The sequence below is a fragment of the Pseudoalteromonas sp. BZB3 genome, from assembly GCF_040104455.1.
Taxonomy (GTDB): Bacteria; Pseudomonadota; Gammaproteobacteria; order Enterobacterales; family Alteromonadaceae; genus Pseudoalteromonas.
The window spans coordinates 1-26485 of record NZ_JBECOS010000003.1; the positions used below are offsets into that span (position 1 = coordinate 1).

A 26485-nucleotide genomic window follows, 5' to 3' on the forward strand; every position below is an offset into this window, starting at 1 on the left:
CGTTCAATCTGAGCCATGATCAAACTCTTCAATTAAAAGTTTTTTGAATCCGAAGATTCGTGCTCAATGAATTCTGTATAAATTGACTATATAGTCACTCATAAGAAATTGAGACTCTAAATTTTTTGCTCCTGAATCAAGAGCTGTTAGAACTCAATCTGTACGAGTGCCCACACAGATGATTGCTTCATATTTTTAAAGAACAATGCGACTAAGCTTTTGCTTGTCGCTGCAGCGTTGCTGCGAAGTGGAGCGCCATAATAACGACTTCACTTTTTATGTCAACACTTAATTTTAAAAAGTTATTTAAGATTAAGTTTTATTTGACTCGACATCGTTTTGATTTGCTTTTCAGCGTGTCGCCCCGTGTCAGTGGGTGCGCATTATAGGGAGAATTTAAAAGCGCGCAACCCCTTTTTTCAATTAATTTTAAGAAACGCGTTCAAACGTCTAAAAAAAGAGCAAAACCACTAAAAACACTGCGTTTTTGTTTGAATTTAATACAAACCTTTCTTTTTTAAGCTCCCAAAAACTAAAAAAGCAGGCCTGAGCCTGCTTTATAAAATATTTATAGCATGAATATTAGAACTTATATTCAATACCAAGACCTAAGTAATCTTCTTCTGTACCTTGGTCTTCATCAACTGTTGAGTAGAAGCCATATAATTTGGTTGATTTATTTAGTTTGTGATCAATACCAACACTAAAACCATCTACATCTTTAGAATCTACTGCATCAAAGTCAATTGTTTGATATTGCACTTTAAAGGTGTTTTTACCGAAGCCATATGCAGCATTTAAAAGGAAGCCATCAGCAGTGCCTGTACCATCTACCTTTTCTTGCTTCTGGTACATTGCACCTAATTTAAGTGCGTCAGTTGCTTTAAATTGACCTGTAACACGTAAAGCATCATAACCTTTCACTTCACTGTCACCGGCTACGGCAATATAGTACTTAGACTTTTTCAGCTTTGAATCACCATAAGTAATTGCACCAGAGTAGCCATTTTCACCATCTGTTGAGTCTTCAGCAATGAAAGTTGCTAATACTTTAAAGCCATTTAAACTTGCCGACTTATAAGAAATCGTATCACCAAGGCGGTTTTCACCTTTAAACAGGTTTTTCACATCCGCTTCTAAATCATTAAACTGGTCAACTTTGCCTTGTGAAAGCTTAAAAGCTGTGTCATTACGACCAATTACTACTTCACCGAAACTTCCTTTTAAACCAACATACTGGCTTCTTGCTGTAATATTGTCTTTATCACCCTTTGAATCGGCATCTGATACATCGACTTGGAATTCAAGCTTATAAATTACTTCTAGGCCGCCATCTAGTTTTTCTGAGCCTTTAAAACCAAAGCGTGACGCATTGCTTTTAATTTCTGTCGCACTTCCAGCACCTTCATCACTTGATTGAACAGATACATTTGCCTTGCCGTATACTTTAACATCTGCATTAGCATTAGCAGATAACGCACCTAGTACAGCAAGTAGAAGTGTTGATTTAACTAGTTTCATGTAATTTTCCTCAATATCGCAACACATGATGATTCAAAACGACGCTAGTTTCTCAGCAGTTAATGACAGAAATATTACACACAACATATTAGAGTCAAATAATTGCAAATAAACTGCATTAAAAACGTCATAAAAGTATGTTTCAGCTATAAATTATAGGAGAGGAAAAAATTATTACTTAATTTTTGAAATAATCTTTAATACATCATCTATAAGTAATTTTGAGTTGAATTGCTTTATAGATAGGTTAAGGTTAATAGTAAATGTATAGGTGAATTACCGAGCGAGTACTGAGTGACACGTCGAATCCTAATTATTGAAGACACCCCAACCATTGCTAGAGTGCAAAAGCATATTGCAGTTTCTGCAGGCTATGAGGCTGACATTGCTAAATCACTAGCACAGACAAAAGAACTACTCGACAATAATAGTTACTTTTGCGCAGTTGTTGACTTTATTTTACCTGATGCGCCTAACGGCGAAGCAATTCACTATACAGTGAACTCTGATATCCCCACGATTGTCATGACAGGTAATCTTGATAATCAAACTCGTGAAACTGTCGAAAAGTACCCTATCATCGATTACATCACCAAAGAAAATAAACAAGCTTACCAATACCTTAAAAAGCAGCTTATGCGTTTACCGCGAAACGAATATGTAAAAGTGTTAGTTGTGGATGATTCCCGTCAGACTAGAAATTACATTAGCTCCCTATTAGTAAGGCATAAGTATAAGGTCATGGAAGCATGTGACGGTATTGAAGCCCTCGAAGTATTAAAGCAAAACCCAGACATTTCTGTTGTCATCACTGATAATGAAATGCCAAATATGAACGGCGAAGACCTGTGTAGTGAAATACGACTACAATATTCAAATGATGAAAAAGCCATTATCGGTATTTCTAGCTCTAATGCATTACATCTTTCGGCTCGATTTATTAAAAGAGGCGCAAATGACTACCTTCGCAAGCCATTTAACGCAGAGGAGTTTTATTGCAGGCTAAGCCAAAACGTCGATATGCTGGAATATATAGCCACGATCAAACGCCAAGCTAATTCTGATTATTTAACAGGCTTACCTAATCGTCGTTACTTCTTTGAGTTTACTAATAAGTCATTAAAACAAAAAGCAGCCTTAAATAATGAAGTTGGGCTGGCAATGATAGATGTAGATCACTTTAAAGCTATTAATGATAACTATGGTCATGATGCAGGAGATGATGTGCTCAAAGCCCTAGCTCAAGCTTTTGAATCTCACTTCCCAGGTCAACTTACCGCGAGATTAGGAGGAGAGGAGTTTGCTGTTTATTTTGCTAATGCTACAGAAGAAGAGAGTTTGTCTTTACTAGACAAGTTTAGAGATTATCTTGACACCCATAGCGCCGGATTAACCAAGCACAATATTCACTTTACGGTATCAATTGGTCTTTGTAGAGCCGTGAGTAAAAGTGTTGATAGTCTGATAAAAGAAGCTGATATAAAGCTTTATGAAGCGAAGCATTCTGGACGTAACAAAGTCATAAGTTAATTAAGAGTAAGTGGCTGGCATTACAATGCAGCCACTTAGCGCATCTTATTATTTCTTTTTGCTTGCCCTTAAGCTGTCCCAACTATACAAAGCCAGTGCCCCCCAAATACAAGCAAATGTCACCGCTCGTTCAACTGAGAACTCTTCACCATACAAGGTCACCGCCAAAGTAAACATAATACTCGGACCAAGATATTGAAATAGACCAAGTGTGGAATAAGGAAGACGTTTCGCTGCGCCAATAAAACACAACAGAGGTAAGGTTGTCACCACACCAGCACTTACTAACAATATATTTAGGAGCACTTCATTATTAAACATATCTGAGCTCACCGTCGCAGGGGTCACGTACCAATAGATAATTGCAAACGGCATTAAGATAAGTGCCTCGATTAGCAAGCCAGGTAGTGATTCTACAGGCATTTTCTTTCTCAAAAGCCCGTAAATTGCAAACGAGCTTGCCAACGCAAATGCCACAACAGGAAAAGAACCGTACGCAATTACTTGTAATAACACCCCAAGTGAAGCAATCGCGACGGCGATGATTTGCCATTTTCTCAAACGCTCAGAGAGAAAGATGACACCAAGCAATACATTTAACAGTGGGTTTATATAATAGCCTAGACTTGCATCAAGCATGTGATCGTTGTTGACGGCCCAAATAAACAGCCCCCAATTGAACCCGAGTAAAGTAGAGCTAATACAGAGCATCCCCAATACTTTAGGTTTCTTAATAACATGCTGGATCTGATGCCATTGCTTTGCAGCAAAGACAATAAGAATTAAAAACAGCACCGACCAAATCACTCGATGAGTCAAGATCTCTAGTGCCGCTATAGATTCAATCTGTTTAAAATAGATGGGTGCCATGCCCCACATTAAAAATGCTAAGACAGCATAAAGGTAACCCTGTTGGGTCTGATTATTTAGCATCAACACGACTCAAAAAGTAAAAAACCATTATACCTTGCTAAGCTGGTTGCAAATAGACAGAAAATAGGAACTGACAGACATAACATGATAGCTGCGTGTAAACCATCAAACACAACAGCGCAAATAAATTTACAGACAAGTAATGCAAAACCCACTAAAATGCCCGCCATGAAATCAGACCCTATCTGCGAACATTCAACCCTTGCTAAGCAAGCATTAGAAGACACTTTTGGCTACAGTGAATTTAGAGCTGGCCAAGAGGCTGTAATTAATGCGGCATTAAATGGACAAGATACGCTCGTCTTGCTGCCTACCGGTGGCGGTAAATCATTATGTTATCAGATCCCTGCGCTATTATTTGATGGCGCAACGGTAGTCATTTCGCCTTTGATCTCGTTAATGGAAGATCAAGTCTCTCAGCTTCAAGCTATTGGCGTTAGTGCTGCATACATCAATAACACCGTAGACTTTACCCAGCAAAATGCGATTTTTAATCAATTAGCTGAAGGGGCGTTAAAGTTACTCTACGTAGCACCGGAGAAAGCACTGCAGTTTGATTTTATTCAAAGGTTAAAAAACTTAAACATTCGCTTCTTCGCGATTGATGAAGCCCACTGTGTATCTCACTGGGGGCATGATTTCAGGCCGCATTACCGTCGCTTAAGTGAACTCAAACAACACTTTCCTCACTGCCCTATGATGGCCTTAACAGCGACGGCAGATATTGCGACACGCCATGATATTGCACACCAACTTGAATTAAATGTACCTTATATTCACACAGGCAGTTTTGACAGACCAAATATTCGCTACACCATTGAAGAAAAGTTCAAACCTCTTTCTCAGCTCATGCGCTATTTACGCGATCAGAAAGGCCAAAGCGGCATTATTTATTGCACTAGTCGTAAGCGTGTAGACGATATTTCAGAAAAACTTGCTGAGGCAGGCTTTAATGTCGCCGCATATCATGCCGGCATGAGTAATGATCAGCGTCAATTTGTACAAAAAGCCTTTGCCAGAGACGATATCAATATTGTTGTTGCAACCGTCGCATTCGGTATGGGGATTAATAAATCAAATGTACGCTTTGTGCTTCACTACGATATACCTAAGAGTATTGAGGCTTATTATCAGGAGACAGGCCGTGCTGGTCGTGATGGACTTGCCGCAGAAGCCATCATGTATTTTGATCCTGCTGATATAGGTCGAGTAAAGCGCTTTTTTGAGGATATTCCCGACGAGGCTAGACGTAAAGTTGAAGAGCAACGCTTTCAGGCAATGGCGAACTTTGCAGAAGCGCAAACCTGCCGTCGACAAATATTACTCAATTACTTTAGCGAATATCAGAGAGAGCCTTGTGGCAACTGCGATATTTGCCTTAATCCGCCGAAACGCTTTGACGGCACTTTAGTGGCACAGCAAGCGCTATCTTGTGTGTATCGCGCGCAACAACGCTTTGGTTTAGGGTATATCGTCGACTTATTGCGAGGGGCAAACACCAGTCGAATTCGCGATAACGGACACCACGAATTAAGTACCTATGGTATAGGTAAAAGTCATAGCGTCGAGTATTGGCTAAGTATATTGCGTCAACTCGTTCATCATGGATTACTTGCTCAAGACATAACACAAGGTGCAAGCCTTAAACTGACAGAAGCAGCAAGAGCCGTATTACGCGGTGAATATGTATTGCAATTGGCCGAACCTCGCTTACAAGCTAAACACATCTATCAAGATAAACTGGCGCAATTTAATTACGACAAAAAGCTGTTTGCTAAGCTACGTAGTTTACGTAAAGAACTAGCCGATGCCGATGATGTGCCGCCATATGTGGTCTTTAACGATAAGACACTGGCAGAAATGGCGCAGAAAATGCCGACTGATGATGCTGAATTCTTAAATGTGTCAGGTGTTGGTTTTAGTAAACTCAGCAAGTATGGCGCACCGTTTATGCAACTTATCCGAAATTATTTAGCCGCGAGTTAATGATGACGCAAATTACCTTTAATACTGAATTTAATTTTCTGCAGATCGCACCTGACTTTTTCCCCGAGGCCGATGAATTTGGCTTCTGGGGTCAAATATTATTAAACCATGAGGCTATTTCTATTCTTGAAACCTCCGAAGGCGCAGATCGCCATCAAATACGCTTTTGTTGGCATGGACAAAATTTTAATCTTAACTTTGAGCATTACAGCGAGAGTTTATGGGTAAGCCCTGAAGGGGTTGAAGCGGAACTTTTACTTGAAAAACTACAACTATTTTTGCTTTCTACTCTTTCATAATAATTAGACAGACCTCCATTTTTCTGCTTAATATAATGATATAAAAGAGGATAAACAGCAGGAGGAAGGTAGTGGTCACAAGGTATTGTCAGCCCGTATTGCTTTTATTCTCTACATTTTGCGTCAGTGGTGCTGCATTTGCAGAACCGAATATCTTCAACTCTCAAGAAAACAGCTGCAGTAATCAACGCCAAGACAGCAATGAAGACATCAACCTAAAACGCCAACTCGACACTCAGCAAACTTTTCCCAAAGAAGCTGAAAACAAGCGTATAACAAAGATCACCTTAAAACAGTTAAACGTTTTCGACACCAACTTACCGGAAGAAAATAACTTTTTATTTCGCTTTGCAAACCACGCGCATATCACAACAGAACCTGAAGTCATCCTAAGTACTTTATTATTTAGCCAAGGATCAAAATATGACATCAAGGAATTAGCAGAATCCGAGCGTTTATTACGTCAACAAAATTATCTTTACGATGCCCGCATATATGCAGAAGAGACATGTGAAGACGAAGTGCATGTCACAGTTGTAACAAGAGACTTATGGACTTTACTGCCCGACATTAGCTTTAGTCGCAGTGGTGGTGAAAACTCCTCGCGCCTAGGCTTTCGAGAAACAAACTTACTAGGATATGGCAAAAGATTATCTTTCACCGCAACTGAAGATAAAGATAGAAACGGTTATTTATTTGTTTATGACGACCCAGCTATCTTATCGAGTCGCTACCGAGGTCGCATAGAGTATGCTGATAATTCAGATGGAGAGCGGCATTATTTAGGGGCTTACCTGCCATTTTATTCAATTAAATCGACGCATAGTTATGGGTTTTATACTTATGCAAATAAACGGGTAGAGTCGATTTATTCTAGAAATGAAGTCGTTTCTGAGTTTTTACACGACACTGAAATTAACGACGCGTATTATGGTTTCGCCGTTCAGGCACCTAAACAGTGGACACATAGATATACTGTGGGTCTACACAATGAACAACACAACTTTAAAACCACCCCTTACTCTTTTCTTGCTTTAGCAGACAACCGAGCTCTCACCTACCCATATTTTCAGGGGCAATGGCTTCAAGACGATTATATTAAGGTGCGCAATTTTGATTCAATTTATCGTACAGAAGATTTAAATTTAGGCTGGAATGTTAAAGCCAAACTCGGTTATTCATCGAATCACTGGGTGGATGACGATAGTCACGTCATTTATCAATTTTCCGCGACCAAAGCGCATTACACAACCGAACGCAGTTTATGGCGATTCAATACAAGTATTCAAGGAGAATGGAACACAGACCAAAACGAAGCCCGAAACTTCATTAGTGCCGTTAACTTTCAATATTATCTAAACACCAGCACACAGCAATCATGGTTTGCGAACTTTTCTTTGAAGTATGCTAAAAACTTAACGGCAGACAAACAATTGGTTTTAGGCGGTGAAACTGGTCTAAGAGGTTACCCGTTAAACTATCAACAAGGTAGTCGTAGTGCTTTAGTTAATTTAGAAAAACGTTACTACTGGGAATATGACCTACTGCAACTTTTCAAGGTAGGAGGAGCGCTTTTCTTCGATGCAGGTAAGGTCACAGGCAAAGCTCAAGTCAATGTCGATAACTCATTATTAAAAAATATAGGCATGGGATTAAGACTTGCACCGAGTCGAGCCAATGCTGGCATTATATTGCATTTGGATATTGCTGCGCCGATAAATAAAGAAGATAACATTGACAGTGTGCAGTGGTTATTTACAGTTAAAAACCGCTTTTAAAAACTGCTCATGGCGCTCTCGGCAGGGATCGAACCTGCAACTCAGCTTCCGGAGAGCTACGTGATATCCATTTCACCACGAGAGCACACGAACGCTGCATATATTAATGTCATTCCTTTGCAAATACTAGCGTTTCACTTTCAGCTGATTAAATAACAGACTAAAAATAAAAATATTAATGCTTTTTAGCGATTTTTTGTATTTTTGACTATGCTTAGATTTTGATTTACCAGTATTATAGTCAGCAAGTTACTACGTTTTATTAACATAAAGCGCCGTGTAATGCAGTAACAACAACAATAAAAGCTTAACACATCAAGAGGAAGCTATTATGAGCCAAATGACCACGCAGCAAGTTGCTGAGTTTTTAGAAGTAAAAGTGGAAAGAGTGAAAAGACTTGCTCGTGAAAACCTATTAATTGCAAAAGGTGAAGACGCACAAGGTGATCCTGTATTTGATCAAACTGATGTAGAAAAATACAAAGAATTAGCAAAGCGCTTAGGTGGTATTTAATCGCTTTAATTGTAATGTGTGTGAAGTGGCTTTTTCTACTTCACCTCGCGCATCATACCAAGAGATACATAACAATAGGTAAGCAATTCTAAAACCTCTCAACTTATCTATTGCATATTCGGGTACTGCAATGCTCTTACTGCCATAATAGATATTCATCATCCACACTATTTCATCACTAGTTAGCTTAAAGCTGCTTACCAAGCCAGCTATGTCGAAGTAAATATCTCCAACTGCTGCATATTCAAAATCAATCACTACCACTCCGGCTTCAGTCGCTATTATATTTTCTCTGACTAAGTCGTTATGGCAACAACCTTCTTCTTTTGGATAGCTATCAAGTAAGCGTAAGCAGCACTCTAACTCAGAATTAAAAAGCTTTTTAAAAGAGGTACTTAAATCTGATAATGCGTGTTTTATATCTAAAGAAACAGGCAAATTGACCAATGGTTGTTGATGTACTGCAGAAATTGTCTCCACCAAACTACATAAGCGTTTTCTATCTATATCCTCAGCCGCTTCATCCACATAAGCAAATAATGCAACTTTAAGTCTCTCATCCCAGCGAATGACTTCTTGAATATTGGACTCTGATATTGCTATTAGACCCTGAAAAGCGAGGCTTGGCGAAGGCATGTCATTTTGATAAAGCTTGAGCAAATATTTATTCTGTTCGACAACAATCAAGTAATTATGATTACTAAGCCCTGAGGTGGTTTGGTAACACGCTTTAACTTGCCTGAAAGCAAAAGATTCAGCAACGAACCCTCTTACTTCATCAGGCAAATTTTGAAAATTAAAGGCTCGCAAGTGGTAAGCCGTTTCTTTGTTCGTGTTCTTCGTACCAACGCTTGTAGCCCCAACAGGCTATAACCGTGTAAAACACATAAAGTACAAATGTCGGGTAATACCCTTTCACAAAGAACAGGTACATAGATGCCGCATTAATGATGATCCAATAAAGCCAGTTCTCTAATACCTTTTTAGCCACTAAATACGTTGTCATCACAGCAAAACAGGTTGTAAAACTGTCAAGATATGCAAAATCAGCATGGGTATAATTGTCCATCACAAAACCGACACTTGTTGCCGTTAAAGCGGTAACAATGATGATGTAAATATGTCTTAACAATGGCCAAGAAATAATAGGGGCGACTGAATCAGGCTGCTTGCCTTGTTGCCACATATACCAACCCACTACCGCCATCAACATGTAATACACATTTAATGCGGATTCCATCAACAACGCACCATTCCAATACATAATGGTATAAATAAATGTACTAAGAAAAGCCGCAGGCCAGCACCATTGATTCTCTTTCACAGCTAAAAAGACATAAGCCAGAGAAAGTATGACTGCGATGTACTCCCAGCCAGACATAGCAGTAAAACCGGAAAATGTGGCGCTTAGAAATTCAATCATTGCGGCGATAAATCTCCAGAAATGAACTTACACACAAAGACTATCTTCCCAAACTCTTCAAACGAGCGTTTCATTTCTTGTTGTAGTACCGACATAACGAGGTCATATTCACCAAACATCTGTGTCGACATGGTATTGGTTAACACTTTAAGCTCTGGATGTGTATTTAAGCGCTCAATAAAGGCTTTGATAAAAGGGATATAGTCTGAGTGAAGTGGGTATTTGCTAATTTCTACAGATAGCTGCATTTTGAAATCCATAATAGAAGTGTTTTACCTATTTTAGCCTCTGAGATTTTTTAAGGAATAGTTTTATTGAGGTTTTTACCCATCATAAAATCCGCTTTTGGCGTGTAATTGATCCAGTCTTGCTGGTGCGTAATGAGCCCTTTCTCATTAAATTGAAGCGTCATAACAAATCGCCAAGGTCCCATTTGTTGTTCATGGTAAATAAATTCATTGAAGTGCCCTGTTATAACGGCTTGCCGCTGTTGTTCATCAATAATCAAGTGTTCTACTTTGAAGGTCTTTAAATCATCTATTATTTTAAAATTACCTTCATTCCAATTATAAAATGCAGCTATGCCTGGTTTTCCAACAGCGCGATGACCATATACTAAATCTTCTAATTATGCAGAATCTGCATATACCTTTAAAAATGCATCAAAATCAACTCTGGCCTGATAGATTGATATAAATTGTTCAACTTGAGGTTTATAGTGAGCACATTACTTTGTTCAAGCGGGCTTTTACAACCAACTAAAAGCAAACCAATGAAATCGCAAAGCACCTTGTCATATATTTTCACCTCAACAATCAAAAAAGCGCGCTCATCGCGCGCTTAAAGTCATTAACTACCCACAATACCTAATGGCGTGGCATTTTTCCATGCACCTCGGGTAAAGTCTGGAATACTAATAGATTCACTGCGGTTCGCGACTGACTGAGCTGAAAGTGGTGAGATCACCGACCAAGCTGCACCATCATAGACATCTTGATCTAGCGCTTCACCGTTGCGTAAACAATAAATCATGCGCCAGAACATTAAGAAGTCCATACCACCATGGCCGCCATTGCGCTCTGCCTCTGCACCCATTTTCTTCCAAAGTGGATGATCATATTTATCATACCAAGGGGTCATGTCATGCTCCCACTCGTGGAAGTTACCTATGTTGCCACCTTTTTCGAGTGCGATACGATTTGGGAAGCCTGCAAATACCCCATTTGTGCCTTGGATCAGGTTATGACGAGAATAAGGTCTTGGCGTCGTTGTATCGTGTTGTACCATGATGGAACGACCTTTAACGGTTTTGATCATAGTGGTATTCATATCACCGGCAATATAATTCAATTGATTACGCTGATGATCGGCTGGAAATTCACGCTGAGCGTAAGCGGCTCGACCCAATGCCGGAGAGCTCATTGACGTTAAATAATCAAAACGGTCTCCACGGTTGATATTCATGTACTGAGAAACCGGACCTAGCCCATGTGTTGGATACAAGTTACCATCACGCTTTGCATGCCAACCCGTTCGCCAAGAACCCGTTTTATGCTCGATTTCTTTCATTTGCCAACGTAGTTCATGAATATAAGCAGCTTCACCGTGCAGTAATTCACCGAATAGCCCCTGACGAACCATGTTTAGTACCATCAACTCATCACGACCATAGTTGACGTTTTCCATCATCATACAGTTTTTCTGAGTGCGCTCTGCGGTATCGACAATATCCCACATCTCTTCGACTGTGAGGGCCAAAGGCACTTCAACAAATGCATGCTTGCCACTGTTCATGGTGTCAATGGCCATTGGCGCATGCCACTTCCAAGGCGTTGAGATGATCACAATATCAATATCATCACGGGCTAGCATATCTTGATAGGCTAAATCCGCACCTCGGTACAATGCTGGTTTTTTTAAGCCTCGCTCAGCAAGGTAATTGGCAGAACGTTCCAAAACCTCATCATGAGTATCACAAATTGCGACAATTTCAGCACCTTCAATATGGCTCATGCGGCGAACATGACCATAACCTCGCTGACCAACACCGATAAACCCGACTCTGACCACGTCCATTTTTGGTGCGATAAGACCAATAACCGATTTACCTTTCTGAGTCGGTACAAATGCTGTGTTTGAGTTTGATGTTTGCGCACACCCCGCAGCGACACTAGCAGCTGCTGCAACACCTGCGGCTTTGAGAAAGTCGCGTCTATTTAATTGTTTCATTATTATTTTTTCCTCTTTGTAACCACTTATACCAATCGGTGTAATTAAGTAGCCTATTTTGAGGTGGATAAAACTTTGCGATAGCAAGGCAAAAATTTTGCTGTTTAGTTATTCTAAATGATAAATTTTTAACACAGCTAGCGTGAGTTTTAGCTTCTCAAATTGGTTAAGTATTATGACTGATTGGTATTTACCCTACCCAATAAGTAAAGCGCTGTCATGCTCTTACGACTAATGTATATTGCTATTTTTAGCAGGTACAAAAAAAGCGCCTAAAGGCGCTTTTTATGAGTTAAAGTCAAATTAACTATGAATTAATTTTTCAAGTAATGCTTCTTTCGCAACCACATCTTGGTATAACTTAAACTGATTTCGCGCTCTTTGGAGATTATGCTCACTGTGCTTAGTTGCAAAGTAATTATCACCATCCAAGTAATCAGTTAAAAAGCGCAGACCAATCATAAATGGCATTACTTTCGCTCCAAGTAAAAAGCTTTGTTTTTCTTCTGGTGTAAGCTCATTTTCTAATGGTGCAACATAACCTTTAACTAAAGCAGCAAAAATCTCTTCTCGTACTCGCACATTATCAAGGTTTGTTGAATCTTCTTCTTCAGGTGAGCAGAAGGTACGCACCATATCACCAAAATCAAACAGCCAATAACCTGGCATACATGTATCAAGATCAATCACTGAACGTGCGCCATCGGTTTCTTTACAGAACAGCATGTTGTTGATTTTAGTGTCATTGTGACACGGTCTAAGTGGAATGCTGCCATAGATAGATTCTAGCTCATCTGCAAGACCAAATTGCGCTTGGCAAAACGCAATTTCCTCTTGGCATTTTTCAGCTCTATTTTCACTATCTGCTTCAAGTTTGTCGTTAAACGCAGCAATTCGCTTAGCAAGGTTATGAAAGTCCGGAATAACATGGTGTAGTACTTGTGCATCAAAGTCTGACAATGCCAAGGCAAATTGGCCAAATGCATTCGCCGCAGTTTGCGCCTTCTCTGGGCAACTCACCACATCTTCGCTGTAACTCTTACCAATAAACTCTAGAGCACGCCACACTTCACCATCGACCTTCACTAGGTATTCTTCTGAGGTGGTCGGCAAATGCTTGATAATCTCTAATTCATAGTCATTCTTATCAGCTTTTTCTGTAAGATGCTGTTCAATAGCTCGAGCATTTTCAACTAAATGTTCAGGGTTAGGAAATACTTCGGTATTTAGCTTTTGAACAACCACAGCTTGTTGTGAATCTTTTAACAACATTGTGGTATTGATATGACCACTACCTATTGGTTTAATGGTGGCATTTTCACGGTCTAAACCAAATTCTTGCGACAAATGCTCAGCTATCGCAGTATTAGTCATAGTCACCTCAGATACTGGTGTAATGGGCGTGATAGTTTGCTCATCCTTGACGATGTTCATAAATCTTTCCTGCTACGCTTGTTAATTCTTCTTTAAATGTGACACCAAACCAAAAATCAACGGCAGAATAAACGCGCACTGAAATATGCTCACTTTCTATGCAGGTTTGGATGCAATTAGGTAAATAGTACTCTTTTTTGACATCGCTGTCATAAGCTTCTAGGAATTTATTGAAATCATTTTCTAGTTTAGCCATCAAGATGGGTGTAATACCCCAAAAAGTCATAGAAGCTAGGCTATGGCTGTCTAGTGATTGTAATTTACCCTCAATTTCTCCCACCAAACCATGTTCTGTTTGATGAATATTTAAGGTTTCAGTAACCTGCTTAAGCGATTGCTGCTCGACTTCACAAATACCTCGGTTTACTCCCCCTTGCTCAGAGAGCGTTTTTTCAATTGGGAAGGCAACCATTGCCATACTACTAGCATCTTGCGATTGACTAAAATGTTCAACCATTTGTTTGTAGGCATTTGGTCCATAATAATCGTCAGCAGTGATCACAACAGCGGGGCCATTCACGTATGGCTTTGCACATAATAAAGCGTGCCCTGTCCCCCAAGGCTTAGTGCGATGCTCGGCTAAATGCTTAAACTCAAAAGGTAACATATCAATACTTTGTTCAACCAAAGTGATATGCATAGTCTTTGGGAGACGCGGCAAGATTGTTTGCTCTAATTCTGCACGAACGGATTTATTAATGATTAACACTGCTTGCTTGATACCTGCATTGAATGCATCTTCAATGCTCAGTTCCATAATAGTGCGCTCAAGTTTGGGCAGAGGGGTAATTTGTTTGTTACCACCAAATCGACTACCAAGCCCACCGGCTAGCACCACAAGCGTTAAATTATTTTGCTCTGTTGCCATTTAAAATTGTTGACCAAAAATTAACAGGCGCAAGAGTGTACCAGCTTTAGGTTAGATAATCAGCGAAAAATTGTATACAAATTAGTGATACTAGTGAGAATGCATTATCACTAGTGCGTGTTTAATTAAAAACTTTGGCAGAGGTATTTAACTTCTAGGTATTCCTCTAGCCCTTGCTTTGCCCCTTCTCGACCAAGACCTGATGCTTTCATCCCGCCAAATGGCGCGACTGGGTTTGAGATGAGTGCTTCGTTAATACCCACCATGCCATATTCTAGATTGCTCGCTACACGCTGAACTTGTGACATGTCTTGCGAATAAAAGTACGCAGCTAAACCTTCATCAACGGAGTTAGCCATAGTGAGTGCCTGATTTTCATCTTCGAAAGTTTGGATGGCGACCACAGGCGCGAAGATTTCACTGCGGCTTATCTCCATACTTTGCTTTACCTCGGTCAGAATAATAGGCGCCATAAACTGCCTCGCTTTTTCTTCATCTTGGTAGGCAATCTTGGCACCTTTCAAGGTGGCATCTTCAACTAGGTTTTGTGCTTTTTGTTTCGCTTGTGCGTTAATCAATGGGCCTAAATCGGCGTCTTCAGTAAAGCCATCAGCCACTTTTAAACTAGCAGTTTGCAGCTTTAATTCTTCTAAAAATGCTTCTAAGCACGTGTTTTGTACTAAGACTCGATTGGCAGCGACGCAGGTTTGACCCGCATTTCTAAATTTCGCCACTATCAACCCTTGCACTGCTTTTTTAATGTCAGCACTTTCAAATACCATAAAAGGCGCATTACCACCGAGCTCAAGAGAGGCTCGCTTAATTGACTGTGCACTTTGCGATAACAAAATTTGCCCGACTCGTGTTGAACCGGTAAACGTAATTTTTCTAACTTGCTTATGTTCGCAGAAAAAAGCACCAAGATGTGCAGCATCTTCTGTGACTAAGGTTTGAAAAGCGCCCACTTCCATACCCGCTTGCAATGCAAGCTGGCACAGCGCCAATGCACTTAATGGTGTATATTCAGATGGCTTGAGGATAAAACTACAACCCGCAGCATAAGCCGGCGCGACTTTTCGGGTGATCATGGCAAGGGGGAAATTCCACGGTGTAATGCCAAATACCACGCCTACTCCCTGCTTAATGACAGTCAGCTGTTGAGTTGGACTATTAGCAGGAATAACTTCGCCATAACTTCGCAGCGCTTCATCTGCAAACCATTTTACAAAACCCGCTGCGTAATCAACTTCGGCTAAAGATTCTTTTAAGACCTTGCCTTGTTCAAGGGTGACAAGTTCAGCCAATGCCTGCTTATGCTCTAAGATCAGACTATGCCATTTTAATAACACATCGCTACGCTGTTTAGCCGTTGTTGATTTTAGCGCTTCAAAACATGTAATGGCAGCATCTAATGCCTGCTCACAGCCTGCCATATCAACCGATGAAAGTGTTTCAATCAACTGCTCGTTAGATGGGTTATTTACGGTGAAAATATCGCTACCTTGATACGATTTGCCATTAATAAGTGAGCTATTTAAAGTTTTATGCCAATACATGCTTTGTCTCCTTAAACAAAAAACCCGTAGTAAATACTACGGGTTTTTTATCTTCAAAATCTATTATACCAACCCTCAATAATACTCAATCATTTTGAGGGACTAAAAATGACGCTATCTTCGTTAAAAATTTCTTATTTAGAACAACTAAATAGCAAAATTTTTGCCTTGCTAACGAACAGTTTTACTTGCCTCAAAATAGATCGCTTAATTAGGAGGATTGGTATTAGTGATCTTCATTCACAATGTTCAGGTTGTATTTTGGAATTTCTACAACTAAATCTTCATCGTTAATAATTGCCTGACAACCTAGACGAGATTCTGGCTCTAAACCCCATGCTTTATCTAGCATATCATCTTCTAACTCGTCACTTTCTTCTAACGAGTCAAAACCTTCACGGATCACCACGTGACAGGTTGTACACGCGCATGATTTCTCACAGGCATGAGGAATTGAAATACCATTTTTTAAAGCGACATCCAGTACAGTTTGACCTGTTTTTGCTTCAATTGCCGCGCCTTCTGGGCAAAGCTCTTCATGGGGTAAGAAAATAATCTGTGGCATTACTTATACCTCGTCTACAGACTGCCCAGTAAGGGCTTGTTTAATTGACATATCCATACGGCGCGAAGCAAATTCACTACTTGCCGCATCTACAGCTTCAATAGCTGTTTTAATTTCATCTGGTGATGTCGCTGTTTCACGTAAATCAGCCAGCTTTTGCATTTCACTACGAAGTGCAGCTAATTCGTCATTATTTAATAGTTGACTGTCTGTTGATAGAGAAGCCTCTAATGCTTCTAATACGCGAAGCGCTTCAACTTGTTGCTCTTTCAACATACGCGCTTGCATATCTTCTTTGGCATTGCTCATTGAATCTTTAAGCATTTGTGCAACTTGATCGTCAGACAAACCAAATGACGGCTTAACTTGGATCTCTGCTTGCACGCCCGTTGATTTCTCCATTGCAGAAACGCTCAACAGACCATCTGCATCTACTTTAAAGGTGACGCGAATATGCGCTGCACCAGCTGCCATTGCTGGAATACCTTTTAAGCTAAATTTAGCAAGTGAACGACAATCATCTACCAGCTCACGCTCGCCTTGCAATACATGTAATGACATGGCCGTTTGACCATCTTTGAACGTGGTAAACTCTTGCGCACGTGCTACTGGAATCGTGGTGTTACGCGGGATGATTTTCTCAACCAATCCGCCCATGGTTTCTAGACCTAGAGATAGTGGCAATACATCTAACAATAACATGTCTGAATCTGGCTTGTTACCGACTAAAATATCTGCCTGGATCGCAGCACCGATTGCAACCACGCGATCTGGGTCAATAGAAGTCAGTGGCTTTTTATCAAAGAAAACTTCAACTTGCTCGCGGATAACTGGCATACGGGTTGAACCACCAACCATAACAACTTGCAAGATTTCTTCATGCGATACATCAGCATCTTTTACAGCACGGCGACAAGCACGTAATGTCTTTTTCACTAACGGCATCACCATTTCAGCAAACTGAGTGCGTGTTACTGTCACAGTGTGAGCTGTACCACGTAGCTCTAAACCAACATTAACGGTTTCGTAGCTTGATAGCGCTTCTTTACAGGCTTTAGCTTTATTGATGAATAAACGCAGCTCTGAATTATTTAAGTCATTAATTTGCGTTTGTTCTTTAAAATGTGCGACAAGTGCAGAGTCAAAATCGTCACCGCCAAGGCTTGAGTCACCGCCCGTTGCTAATACTTCGAATACACCTTGATTTAAACGTAAGATAGAGATATCAAATGTACCGCCACCTAAATCGTAAACGGCGATCACGCCTTCTTGACCTGAATCTAGGCCATAAGCAACGGCAGCAGCTGTTGGTTCATTCAATAAACGCAGAACATTTAGACCGGCAAGTTCTGCAGCATCTTTGGTGCTTTGACGCTGTGCATCATCAAAGTATGCTGGTACAGTGATCACTGCACCTTTAATGTCTTCACCTGCAAAGCTGGCTGTTGCACGATCTTTAAGTGATTTTAAAATCTCTGCTGATGCTTGTACTGGATTGATTGCACCCACTACAGTATTAATGGCTAAGCTGCCATTATTTTCCACGAACTCATAAGGCAGTTGCCCATAACTTTGTTCAATCTCAGCTTGAGACTTTCCTAAGAAGCGCTTTACTGAAATTAACGTATTAGTCGGGTCTTCTGCTGATGCCGCAGCGGCAGCTTGACCTACCGTGATCTTATCTGCTTCGTAGCGAACTACTGATGGCAACATCGCTGAGCCATCAAAATCAGTCAGGGTTTTGGCTTCGCCACTTTGTACCGTCGCAACCAAAGAGTTTGTGGTACCAAGGTCAATGCCAATAGCTAGCTTATGTTCATGAGGTGCCGCGCTCTGCCCCGGCTCAGCAATTTGCAATAGTGCCATAGTGCTCTACGTTTTTAGGTTCGTTTGTAAACCAATTTGGTTTAGTCGAATAAACTGTCTTCTATGCGTGCTAATTCATCACGCAATTTGTATACAAATTTTAGTTTTCGAATGTTATCAGCTGCAGCGTCTAACTGTGCATCGTCATCACTGCTTAATTGTGATGAGAGCTGTGCTGAATATTGTTTATCAAGTAGCTTAATTTCTTGTTCAAAATCTTCGATAGCTGCTTCAGGATCGTTACTCTGCGGAAGATCTTCTAGCGCTTCTCGCAGTTCCATTTGCTGCATTAAAAACATCGGATCTTGTAAAGTCTGCTGCTCAGCGCGAATGTCTTTGCCTTTTTCGCTCAACATATACTCAGCGCGTTTCACTGGGTGTTTTAACACTGCTAATGCATCGTTGATCTCTGCAGCTTTTTGCACAGCCAACAGTTTTTCACGTTCACTTTTTCCAGCATATCGGTCTGGGTGAACAATGCGTTGTAATTCTAAATAGCGGGTATTAATGGCATTTAGATCAACATCGTATGAAACGGGAATATCAAACAATTCAAAGTAATGCATTAGGTTAACTCATTCAAAAGCGCTAAAATTATTATGCTAAATGATATTATACAACAAAGCCCTACCAAGGCAGGGCTTTGTTAACAACAGCAAGGTCAGTTACACTGTAAAACTTTCGCCGCAGCCACATTCGTCTTTTTGATTCGGGTTGGTAAACTTAAACCCTTCGTTTAGACCTTCTTTCGTATAATCAAGCTCTGTACCGTCAAGGTAAACCATGCTTTTCGCATCAATGATGACTTTAACACCATTATGCTCATACACTTCATCACCTTCGTCTAACTCGTCTACGAACTCTAATACGTAAGCTAAGCCTGAACAGCCAGTCGTTTTAATACCTAAACGAAGACCGATGCCTTTGCCACGATTAGCTAAGAATGTCTGAACGCGATTAGCTGCCGCGTCAGTTAATGTTACTGCCATGCCGCTCTCTCTTATTTAGCTTGTTTGCTTTTGTAATCTGCAATTGCAGCTTGAATCGCATCTTCAGCTAGAATTGAGCAGTGAATTTTTACCGGTGGTAATTCTAGCTCAGCAGAAATATCTGTGTTTTTGATTTCAGAAGCTTCATCTAGTGTTTTACCTTTCACCCACTCTGTTACCAGTGAAGATGATGCAATAGCACTACCACAACCATAAGTTTTGAACTTAGCATCTTCAATAACGCCTTCTTCAGACACTTTGATCTGCAGCTTCATCACGTCACCACATGCAGGTGCACCCACCATGCCTGTTGCAACGCTTGGATCGTTTTTATCTAGAGCACCTACGTTTCTTGGGTTCTCTACGTGATCAATTACTTTATCACTGTACGCCATAATTCTTTCCTCGCTACCCGCTATAAACTTGCTACACGTTAAATTAGTGGTGAGTCCACTCAACGCTATCTAAATCAATACCTTCTTGGTGCATCTCCCAAAGTGGAGACATTTCACGAAGACGGCCAATTGAGTTTTTAAGTAACTCAACAGTGTAATCAATCTCTTCTTCAGTCGTGAATCGACCGATGCTGAAACGAATTGAGCTATGTGCTAGCTCGTCATTACGACCTAGCGCACGTAATACATACGAAGGCTCAAGACTTGCTGAAGTACATGCAGAACCAGAAGAAACCGCGATGTCTTTTACAGCCATTAGTAATGACTCACCTTCAACAAAGTTGAAGCTGATGTTTGAAATGCCTGGTACTGATTGCTCAATCGCACCGTTGAAATACACTTCATCCATGCTCATCAAGCCATCAATTAAACGCTTACGAAGCGTGCTGATGTGCGCATGGTCTTTTTCGAAATCTTGCTTAGCAATGCGGAAAGCAGTACCCATACCAACAATTTGGTGAGTCGCTAAAGTACCAGAGCGCATACCACGTTCATGACCACCACCGTGCATTTGTGCTTCAAGACGAGCACGTGGCTTACGACGAACATAAAGTGCACCAATGCCTTTAGGACCATAGATTTTATGCGCAGAGAAAGACATGAAATCAACTTTTAGTTCTTGTAAGTCGATTTTTACTTTACCTGCGCTTTGTGCTGCATCTACGTGGAACATGATCTTGCGCTCACGACACATCTCACCGATGGTCGTAATATCTTGAATAACACCTAGCTCATTGTTCACGTGCATCACGCTCACAAGTACTGTGTCATCACGCATTGCTGCTTCTAATTTTTTAAGGTCAAGTAAACCGTTTTCTTCAACTTCTAAGTAAGTTGCTTCAAAACCTTGACGCTCTAGCTCACGGAATGTATCTAAAACGGCTTTGTGCTCAGTTTTAACCGTGATGATGTGCTTGCCTTTCTTCTTGTTGAAGTTAGCTGCGCCTTTGATTGCTAGGTTATTTGATTCTGTCGCGCCTGAAGTGAAAACAATTTCACGCGGATCTGCATTAATTAAATCAGCGATATCGTTACGCGCTTGGTCCACTAGCTCTTCGGCCTGCCAACCAAAACGGTGTGAACGTGATGCTGGGTTACCAAAATTGCCATCCATAGTCAGACATTGCATCATTTCATCTGCAACGCGCTGATCAACCGGGGTGGTTGCTGCATAATCTAGGTATATCGGTAATTTCATTGGTTTCTCCGCTTGACGCCAACTTAAAGTTGACAGCTCACTTGAATGTTATCTAGTTGCTTTATGGCAGTTTTAACAGCGCTATCTTGACGAGAAGCAACTGACTGCACATCAGATTTGGCGACTAACTCAGCTAGGGAAATATTATTTAAAAACTCAGCAATACGCTCACTTAGATCAGACCATAGTGTGTGAGTTAAACAACGCATGCCGTTTTGACAACCGCCGCCTTCACCGTGACAACGGGTTGCATCAACTGACTCGTCGACTGCATTAATCACATCACCTACAGAGATAGTTTGCGAATCTCGGCCAAGTAAATAGCCGCCGCCCGGTCCACGCACAGAGCTCACTAAGCCATGTTTACGTAAACGAGCAAATAATTGTTCTAGGTAAGATAATGATATTTCTTGTCTTTCAGAAATATCAGCTAAAGGAACAGGGCCAACATCGGCGTGCAAAGCAACATCGAGCATCGCTGTGACTGCGTATCTGCCTTTAGATGTTAGTTTCATTATTGCCCCCTCAGCGTTTTATCAGGTGGTGAATTTTAATTACCTGACTAGGATAGTCAAGTATTACTCACTACACTTACCACTAAAGTAACAAGTGCAATACCTGAGTAATTTACTCAAGTACTGCTCATTGTAATTACCCGACTAAATTAGTCAAGTATTAAACAAAAAATAATCAGGGGTTATTTATTGCCTGTCGACTTGTTAATTGAAGTCAAAATACCGCGTAAAATATTGAGCTCTTGATCTTCTGGGCGGGCGCGATTAAACAAACGCTTAAGCTTGGTCATTACCATGCCTGGATGCTGCTTGATGATGAAGCCGGTTTCTTTCAATGTGCTTTCTAAGTGCTCGTAGAAAAGCTCCATTTGCTGCGAGCTTGGGTAAACTGTGTCGTCTTCTTCTACTAGCTTGTCTTGCTTATCTAAAAACGCCATACGCGTTTCGTAGGTAAGGGTTTGGACAGCCATCGCAAGGTTTAATGAACTATATTCAGGATTTGCAGGAATACATACGTGGTAGTTACAAAGTTGCAGTTCTTCATTAGTCAAGCCACTGTTTTCACGACCGAAAACTAAAGCTACAGGGCCGCTTTCAGATCCATCAACCAATTTTTGAGCACACTCTCTTGGCTCTACCATTGGCCAAGATAAGGTACGTGAACGCGCACTTGTACCAATTGTTAGTGAACAGTCAGCAATGGCTTCTTCTAACTTGCTCACCGTCACGCTATTACCTAATACGTCAGTTGCACCAGCTGCAAGGGCACTGGCGTGGCTATCCACCTCACAAGCCGGGTCAACTAAATATAGTTTTGATAACCCCATGGTTTTCATTGCTCGTGCAACTGAACCAATATTGCCAGAATGAGAGGTGTTAACTAACACAATACGAATATCTTCTAATGCCATTTCACTAAGCCTTTACGACGAAAATTGATAATTGGCTAAGTTTACCACAGCCTTTTTCTGCCACTCAAAAATCTTCGTTTATATTTTTTAATAGCAATTTCAACGCGGTCAAAAAAACAACAATTTTATTTTGTTTTTTGGGTTTACTTTAAGGCAAAAATCGCTAGAATACGCCGTCCTGTGTTTACTGCATTGTCAGTAGGCAACGAATTTATACTGTTCTTTTACAACCCAAAGGTAATGCTATGCATCCAATGTTAAACATTGCGGTACGCGCTGCGCGTAATGCAGCTAAAGTGATCTTACGTGCAAGTGAAGATTTATCACGTGTTGAAGCCCAACAAAAAGGCAGCAACGATATTGTTACTAACGTAGATAAAGAAGCGGAAGCTATCATCCGTGAAACGATTTTAAAAGCGTACCCAGAGCACTCAATCGTGGGTGAAGAGCTAGGTGTTACCGAGGGTAAAGATGCTGACTACCAGTGGATCATCGATCCATTAGATGGCACAACAAACTTCATCAAAGGCATTCCTCATTATGCCATCTCAATCGCACTTAAAGTAAAAGGTCGTTTAGACCAAGCAGTTATCTATGATCCTGTACGTAGTGAGCTATTCACTGCTTCTCGTGGTCAAGGCGCACAGCTAAACAGCACGCGTCTTCGTGTTGCTAAAAACAACGAAATCGCAGGTACTGTGCTAGCGACTGGTTTCCCATTTAAGCAAAAGCACCACATTGATGCATATACTGATGCATTTAAAGCGCTATTTGTTCACACAGCTGATATTCGTCGTGCAGGCTCTGCAGCACTAGATATGGCTTATGTTGCAGCTGGTCGTATTGATGGTTTCTTCGAAATCGGTCTTAAGCCTTGGGACACAGCTGCTGGTGAGTTACTTATCAAAGAAGCTGGCGGCATGATCACTGATTTTGCAGGCGGTACTAACTACACGAAGAGCGGTAACATCGTGTGTGGTTCACCTAAGCTTTGCCAACAGATCGTAAAAGAAATTCGCCCAACATTAACTGAGTCATTACTAAAGTAATTACGAGTGTATTGGGTTTAAAAAAGGAGCCACCGGCTCCTTTTTTGTTTTGTCGAAAGTAATTTATTCGGCATTAAAATACGGGTTCTTCAACCTGATAGCCTTATCAGGCTGATACATAGATAACCGCGCTAGATCTTTTTCAAAATAACGCGAAAATAACGCATCAAATTCACCGCTATTTTTTAACTTATTCAATCCACGCTTTAGGTCATCTGCCAATTGTGGCTTTGCTTTATTTACGAAGAAATAAAATGCTGTGGGATATTCCAAATATACATTCGGCAATAACACAAATTTATCCGGGCTTTCTTCAAGTTCAGAGTTCACTTCAATGAAAGAACGAGGAAAGTAGTCCACTCTACCGGCAGCTAATAATTTAAACATAGCTTGATAATTAGAGAGTGGTTTTATCGGCAGGTTGTGAAAGGCCAATATTTTAGTATCTGGCCAGTCATGCCCCTGTACTGCGGTAAATGCTTTTAATTGTTCAATACTGTTAAGTTCCGCGAACTGCGCAAGACGTTCTTTTTTCACCATGATCGCCCGCTTACCTATGTACCCTTTAAATAAAGGCACAGGAATGGCTATTGCGATTTGCTCACGATCAGGGCTGGTCATACTCCAATGCAAGTCAACTTTTCCTGACGAGAGTGCCATCAAAGTACGCTGTTGATGAGGGTGAACAGTGACATGCTTGTAGTCGTAAGTGGCGTCTGCAGCTTTTAACGCTTTATCGAGCAACTCATAAAGGTAATGATCTCGCTCATAAAGCTTTCTTGGCTCTTTCGCGACTTTTATCGTCTCAGCTTCCACAGCTTGAAGCTGAAAAGCAGAACAAACACTTATAATAATAAAAAAGTTGATGAGTCTCTGCATATAATGGGCCTCCACTCATTTTATTCTAAGCTACCCAAAATAGAGCCATGACTCAAGTATTTCTGATTAAGAAACAATCGCCACTGTTGGTCGACGCTTATTTGCCACGAATAAATAGCTGTTGCGATAACGTTTGGCTTCCTTCTTGGCATCAGTTGCAAGCGCCGCTACCTGATGACTGTTATGACAGCTATCAACATGCGGTGACACCAGACCAATTGACAGTGTAAGCAAAGGCACAAATTGCTGCTGCCCTTCTCGGTTTGTAGCCCAATAACCCCCAGCTTTGGCATGCTCAGCGGTAAAATAGCTTTTAGACTTCAACTCAAACTCATTAATGATTTCTCTGCAAAGTGGTTCGGCATCATCGCCATCAAACACCACCATGAAATCATCACCACCAATATGTCCAACAAACCCAGAAAAGCCTGCACAACATTCACTTATCACATCAGCCAGGAGCTTTATCACTCCATCGCCACTGGCATAACCATACAAGTCATTAAACTGCTTGAAGTGATTTAAATCGATATATGCCAAGGTGAAGTCTTGTTTATTTAACAGTCGCTGTTCTATGGCTTCGTTAATTGCGACATTACCAGGCAACATAGTGAGAGGGTTTGCATGCTGTGCATTACGAATTTTTTCTTCGGTAATGTGTTTTAAAATCGCTCTAAGTGGTACCAAACCTAAATACTTCCCACCTTGCGTTACCACAATGTGGCGACGAATATCAAAGTCTTGCTCCGTAATTAACTGACTCACTTCATCTAGTTGAGTTTGCTCATCAACAATTAAGGGCTGTTTGTCCATGAGAGAAGCCAAAGGCTTTTTAGCATATAAAGCATGACCATAAGGTGCTGCAAAAACTTCTGTTAATTGATCACGGTGAAGCAAGCCCATAGGTATTTGCTGCTCATCAACGACAGCGAGACTCATCAACTGCTTATCTTTTTCAAACACACGATGTACGTCTTGGCACAATACACCATTTAATACCGCTGGGGTGACATGCGTTAATTCGCCAATTGCTTTAACTAAACCTCGATGCATCACATTTCCTTGTGCTTGGCTCGACTCTTTTAGGGTATTTGGATAGGCATTCAATGGAACATGTGCGGGTCGTGCTATTAAAAAACCTTGCGCATTGGTAATTCCCAACTGCGTTATTAAAGCTAATTCTTCAGCGCGTTCAATACCCTCAGCTATGACAGCTGTACGCGTTGCTTTGGCAAGTTCAATAATTGACTTTAAAAACTCTCGCTTAACCAAGCTTTGATCGCAATGATCAATAAAGTAGCGATCGATCTTTACAAAATCAGGCTGTAACTCTGACCACTGTTTTAACCCTGAATAACCCGCCCCTAAATCATCAATGGCAATATTAAAGCCTAATTTTCGATAATGGCCGATAGTTTTAAGCAATAAGAAGCCATCATCTACTTTATCTTGCTCTGTCACTTCAATTACAACTTGGTTGGCTTGTAACCCATATTGCTGAATAAGTTGCAAAGTTTCACCTCTAGGGTGGTTTGGGTCTAGCAAGGTATTCGGACTAACATTTAGAAATAACTTGCCTGATAGGTTCAATTCAGCAAAACGCTCAATCGCTTTTTCACGGCATAACAGTTCTAATTCAGAGAGCTTATTAAAACGCTGTGCTGCTGCAAATAAGGCATTTGGTGATTCTAATTCAGATCCTTTAGGGCCACGACTCAATGCTTCAAAGCCCAAAATAGTTTGTCGCGCAACATCACAAATTGGCTGAAATAAAGGCTCAACCAAGTGTTCGTCTAAAATTGTTTGTAAACCCTGCGCGTCAATTTTAAACGCCTCTATGCGACCATTCTCCACTGCAGATCACCAAAACAGAAACAGTATCTGATCAGTTTACAACCACTGTATGACAATTTTATTGCGCTCGAAATCTGTTCTAGCCAATTAAACTTTCAGGGTTTAATATATGCTTTTAGAAACCAAATCACGT

26 protein-coding genes and 1 tRNA gene are annotated in these 26485 nt (G+C 40.7%); 6 read left to right on the top strand and 21 right to left on the bottom strand.

The genetic code is table 11. The features are described 5' to 3' along the window. Positions 1-582: 582 nt before the first annotated feature. Positions 583-1521, bottom strand: coding sequence for a porin (locus tag ABMY35_RS03370; RefSeq protein WP_349285015.1), 939 nt, complete (start codon positions 1519-1521; stop codon positions 583-585). Positions 1522-1815: 294 nt separating this feature from the next. On the opposite strand from ABMY35_RS03370, the gene ABMY35_RS03375 reads away from it, so the two are divergent. Beyond that, positions 1816-3051, top strand: a complete 1236-nt coding sequence (locus ABMY35_RS03375) for a diguanylate cyclase (protein ID WP_349285016.1) — start codon at positions 1816-1818, stop codon at positions 3049-3051. Positions 3052-3099: 48 nt separating this feature from the next. On the opposite strand, the gene rarD is transcribed toward ABMY35_RS03375, so the two are convergent. Next, positions 3100-3987 (bottom strand): EamA family transporter RarD, encoded by an 888-nt coding sequence (gene rarD / locus ABMY35_RS03380; RefSeq protein WP_349285017.1) that lies wholly within the window; start codon positions 3985-3987, stop codon positions 3100-3102. A gap of 165 nt (positions 3988-4152) precedes the next feature. Here rarD and recQ point away from each other — a divergent pair, with 165 nt between their 5' ends. The 3 genes from recQ to ABMY35_RS03395 all read left to right on the top strand — a co-directional run bounded on the left by recQ (position 4153) and on the right by ABMY35_RS03395 (position 8047). Then, a complete protein-coding gene (gene recQ / locus ABMY35_RS03385; RefSeq protein WP_349285018.1) occupies positions 4153-5970 on the top strand; it encodes a DNA helicase RecQ in 1818 nt (605 codons plus the stop codon). Continuing rightward, positions 5970-6269, top strand: coding sequence for a DUF3630 family protein (locus tag ABMY35_RS03390; RefSeq protein WP_349285019.1), 300 nt, complete (start codon positions 5970-5972; stop codon positions 6267-6269). Before recQ ends, ABMY35_RS03390 begins: the two co-directional genes overlap by 1 nt. 71 nt (positions 6270-6340) lie before the next feature. Beyond that, a complete protein-coding gene (locus tag ABMY35_RS03395; RefSeq protein WP_349285020.1) occupies positions 6341-8047 on the top strand; it encodes a hypothetical protein in 1707 nt (568 codons plus the stop codon). Between the two features lie 10 nt (positions 8048-8057). Here ABMY35_RS03395 and ABMY35_RS03400 read toward each other — a convergent pair. Then, a tRNA-Arg gene (locus tag ABMY35_RS03400) sits at positions 8058-8132 on the bottom strand. A gap of 246 nt (positions 8133-8378) precedes the next feature. Between ABMY35_RS03400 and ABMY35_RS03405 the strand changes: the two genes are divergently transcribed. Then, positions 8379-8561 carry a hypothetical protein gene (locus ABMY35_RS03405; protein ID WP_058031038.1) on the top strand — a complete coding sequence of 61 codons (183 nt, stop codon included), beginning with the start codon at positions 8379-8381 and terminating at the stop codon, positions 8559-8561. On the opposite strand, the gene ABMY35_RS03410 is transcribed toward ABMY35_RS03405, so the two are convergent. The 16 genes from ABMY35_RS03410 to trmJ all read right to left on the bottom strand — a co-directional run bounded on the left by ABMY35_RS03410 (position 8547) and on the right by trmJ (position 22570). Then, on the bottom strand, positions 8547-9371 hold the full coding sequence (locus tag ABMY35_RS03410) for a phosphotransferase (protein WP_349285021.1): 825 nt from the start codon (positions 9369-9371) through the stop codon (positions 8547-8549). The genes ABMY35_RS03405 and ABMY35_RS03410 overlap by 15 nt on opposite strands. Further along, entirely contained in the window at positions 9358-9981 is a 624-nt protein-coding gene (gene pnuC, locus ABMY35_RS03415) for a nicotinamide riboside transporter PnuC (RefSeq protein ID WP_349285143.1), read from the bottom strand. The genes ABMY35_RS03410 and pnuC overlap by 14 nt, the downstream gene beginning before the upstream one ends. After that, entirely contained in the window at positions 9981-10232 is a 252-nt protein-coding gene (locus tag ABMY35_RS03420; protein WP_349285022.1) for a YkoF family thiamine/hydroxymethylpyrimidine-binding protein, read from the bottom strand. The genes pnuC and ABMY35_RS03420 overlap by 1 nt, the downstream gene beginning before the upstream one ends. A 50-nt stretch (positions 10233-10282) precedes the next feature. Continuing rightward, on the bottom strand, positions 10283-10492 hold the full coding sequence (locus tag ABMY35_RS03425) for a hypothetical protein (protein WP_349285023.1): 210 nt from the start codon (positions 10490-10492) through the stop codon (positions 10283-10285). A gap of 341 nt (positions 10493-10833) precedes the next feature. Then, a complete protein-coding gene (locus tag ABMY35_RS03430) occupies positions 10834-12213 on the bottom strand; it encodes a Gfo/Idh/MocA family oxidoreductase (protein ID WP_349285024.1) in 1380 nt (459 codons plus the stop codon). 303 nt (positions 12214-12516) lie between these two features. After that, positions 12517-13587, bottom strand: coding sequence for an aminoglycoside phosphotransferase family protein (locus ABMY35_RS03435; protein WP_349285144.1), 1071 nt, complete (start codon positions 13585-13587; stop codon positions 12517-12519). 40 nt (positions 13588-13627) lie between these two features. After that, complete coding sequence (locus ABMY35_RS03440) at positions 13628-14515, bottom strand: sugar phosphate nucleotidyltransferase (RefSeq protein ID WP_349285025.1); 888 nt, start codon at positions 14513-14515, stop codon at positions 13628-13630. Between the two features lie 125 nt (positions 14516-14640). Further along, positions 14641-16071, bottom strand: a complete 1431-nt coding sequence (locus ABMY35_RS03445; RefSeq protein WP_349285026.1) for an NAD-dependent succinate-semialdehyde dehydrogenase — start codon at positions 16069-16071, stop codon at positions 14641-14643. A 226-nt stretch (positions 16072-16297) separates the two neighbouring features. Beyond that, positions 16298-16636: an ISC system 2Fe-2S type ferredoxin gene (gene fdx, locus ABMY35_RS03450; protein ID WP_058031045.1), complete on the bottom strand. Its 339-nt coding sequence runs from the start codon at positions 16634-16636 to the stop codon at positions 16298-16300. A 3-nt stretch (positions 16637-16639) separates the two neighbouring features. After that, entirely contained in the window at positions 16640-18502 is a 1863-nt protein-coding gene (gene hscA, locus ABMY35_RS03455; RefSeq protein ID WP_349285027.1) for a Fe-S protein assembly chaperone HscA, read from the bottom strand. 41 nt (positions 18503-18543) lie between these two features. Continuing rightward, complete coding sequence (gene hscB / locus ABMY35_RS03460) at positions 18544-19068, bottom strand: co-chaperone HscB (RefSeq protein WP_138628346.1); 525 nt, start codon at positions 19066-19068, stop codon at positions 18544-18546. Positions 19069-19167: 99 nt separating this feature from the next. Continuing rightward, positions 19168-19491, bottom strand: coding sequence for an iron-sulfur cluster assembly protein IscA (gene iscA / locus ABMY35_RS03465; protein ID WP_058031048.1), 324 nt, complete (start codon positions 19489-19491; stop codon positions 19168-19170). Between the two features lie 11 nt (positions 19492-19502). Further along, the gene (gene iscU, locus ABMY35_RS03470) at positions 19503-19886 is read right to left on the bottom strand and encodes a Fe-S cluster assembly scaffold IscU (protein ID WP_058031049.1); all 384 of its coding nucleotides are present in this window, start codon (positions 19884-19886) and stop codon (positions 19503-19505) included. A 43-nt stretch (positions 19887-19929) separates the two neighbouring features. Beyond that, positions 19930-21144 carry an IscS subfamily cysteine desulfurase gene (locus tag ABMY35_RS03475; protein ID WP_349285028.1) on the bottom strand — a complete coding sequence of 405 codons (1215 nt, stop codon included), beginning with the start codon at positions 21142-21144 and terminating at the stop codon, positions 19930-19932. 23 nt (positions 21145-21167) lie between these two features. After that, complete coding sequence (gene iscR, locus ABMY35_RS03480; protein WP_058031051.1) at positions 21168-21659, bottom strand: Fe-S cluster assembly transcriptional regulator IscR; 492 nt, start codon at positions 21657-21659, stop codon at positions 21168-21170. A 182-nt stretch (positions 21660-21841) separates the two neighbouring features. Beyond that, complete coding sequence (gene trmJ / locus ABMY35_RS03485; RefSeq protein ID WP_349285029.1) at positions 21842-22570, bottom strand: tRNA (cytosine(32)/uridine(32)-2'-O)-methyltransferase TrmJ; 729 nt, start codon at positions 22568-22570, stop codon at positions 21842-21844. Positions 22571-22815: 245 nt separating this feature from the next. Between trmJ and suhB the strand changes: the two genes are divergently transcribed. Then, on the top strand, positions 22816-23619 hold the full coding sequence (gene suhB, locus ABMY35_RS03490) for an inositol-1-monophosphatase (protein ID WP_138478446.1): 804 nt from the start codon (positions 22816-22818) through the stop codon (positions 23617-23619). 63 nt (positions 23620-23682) lie between these two features. Here suhB and ABMY35_RS03495 read toward each other — a convergent pair whose 3' ends face one another. Continuing rightward, positions 23683-24498, bottom strand: coding sequence for a transporter substrate-binding domain-containing protein (locus ABMY35_RS03495; RefSeq protein ID WP_349285030.1), 816 nt, complete (start codon positions 24496-24498; stop codon positions 23683-23685). A 66-nt stretch (positions 24499-24564) separates the two neighbouring features. Then, positions 24565-26352 carry a bifunctional diguanylate cyclase/phosphodiesterase gene (locus ABMY35_RS03500; protein WP_349285031.1) on the bottom strand — a complete coding sequence of 596 codons (1788 nt, stop codon included), beginning with the start codon at positions 26350-26352 and terminating at the stop codon, positions 24565-24567. Positions 26353-26485 lie beyond the last annotated feature (133 nt).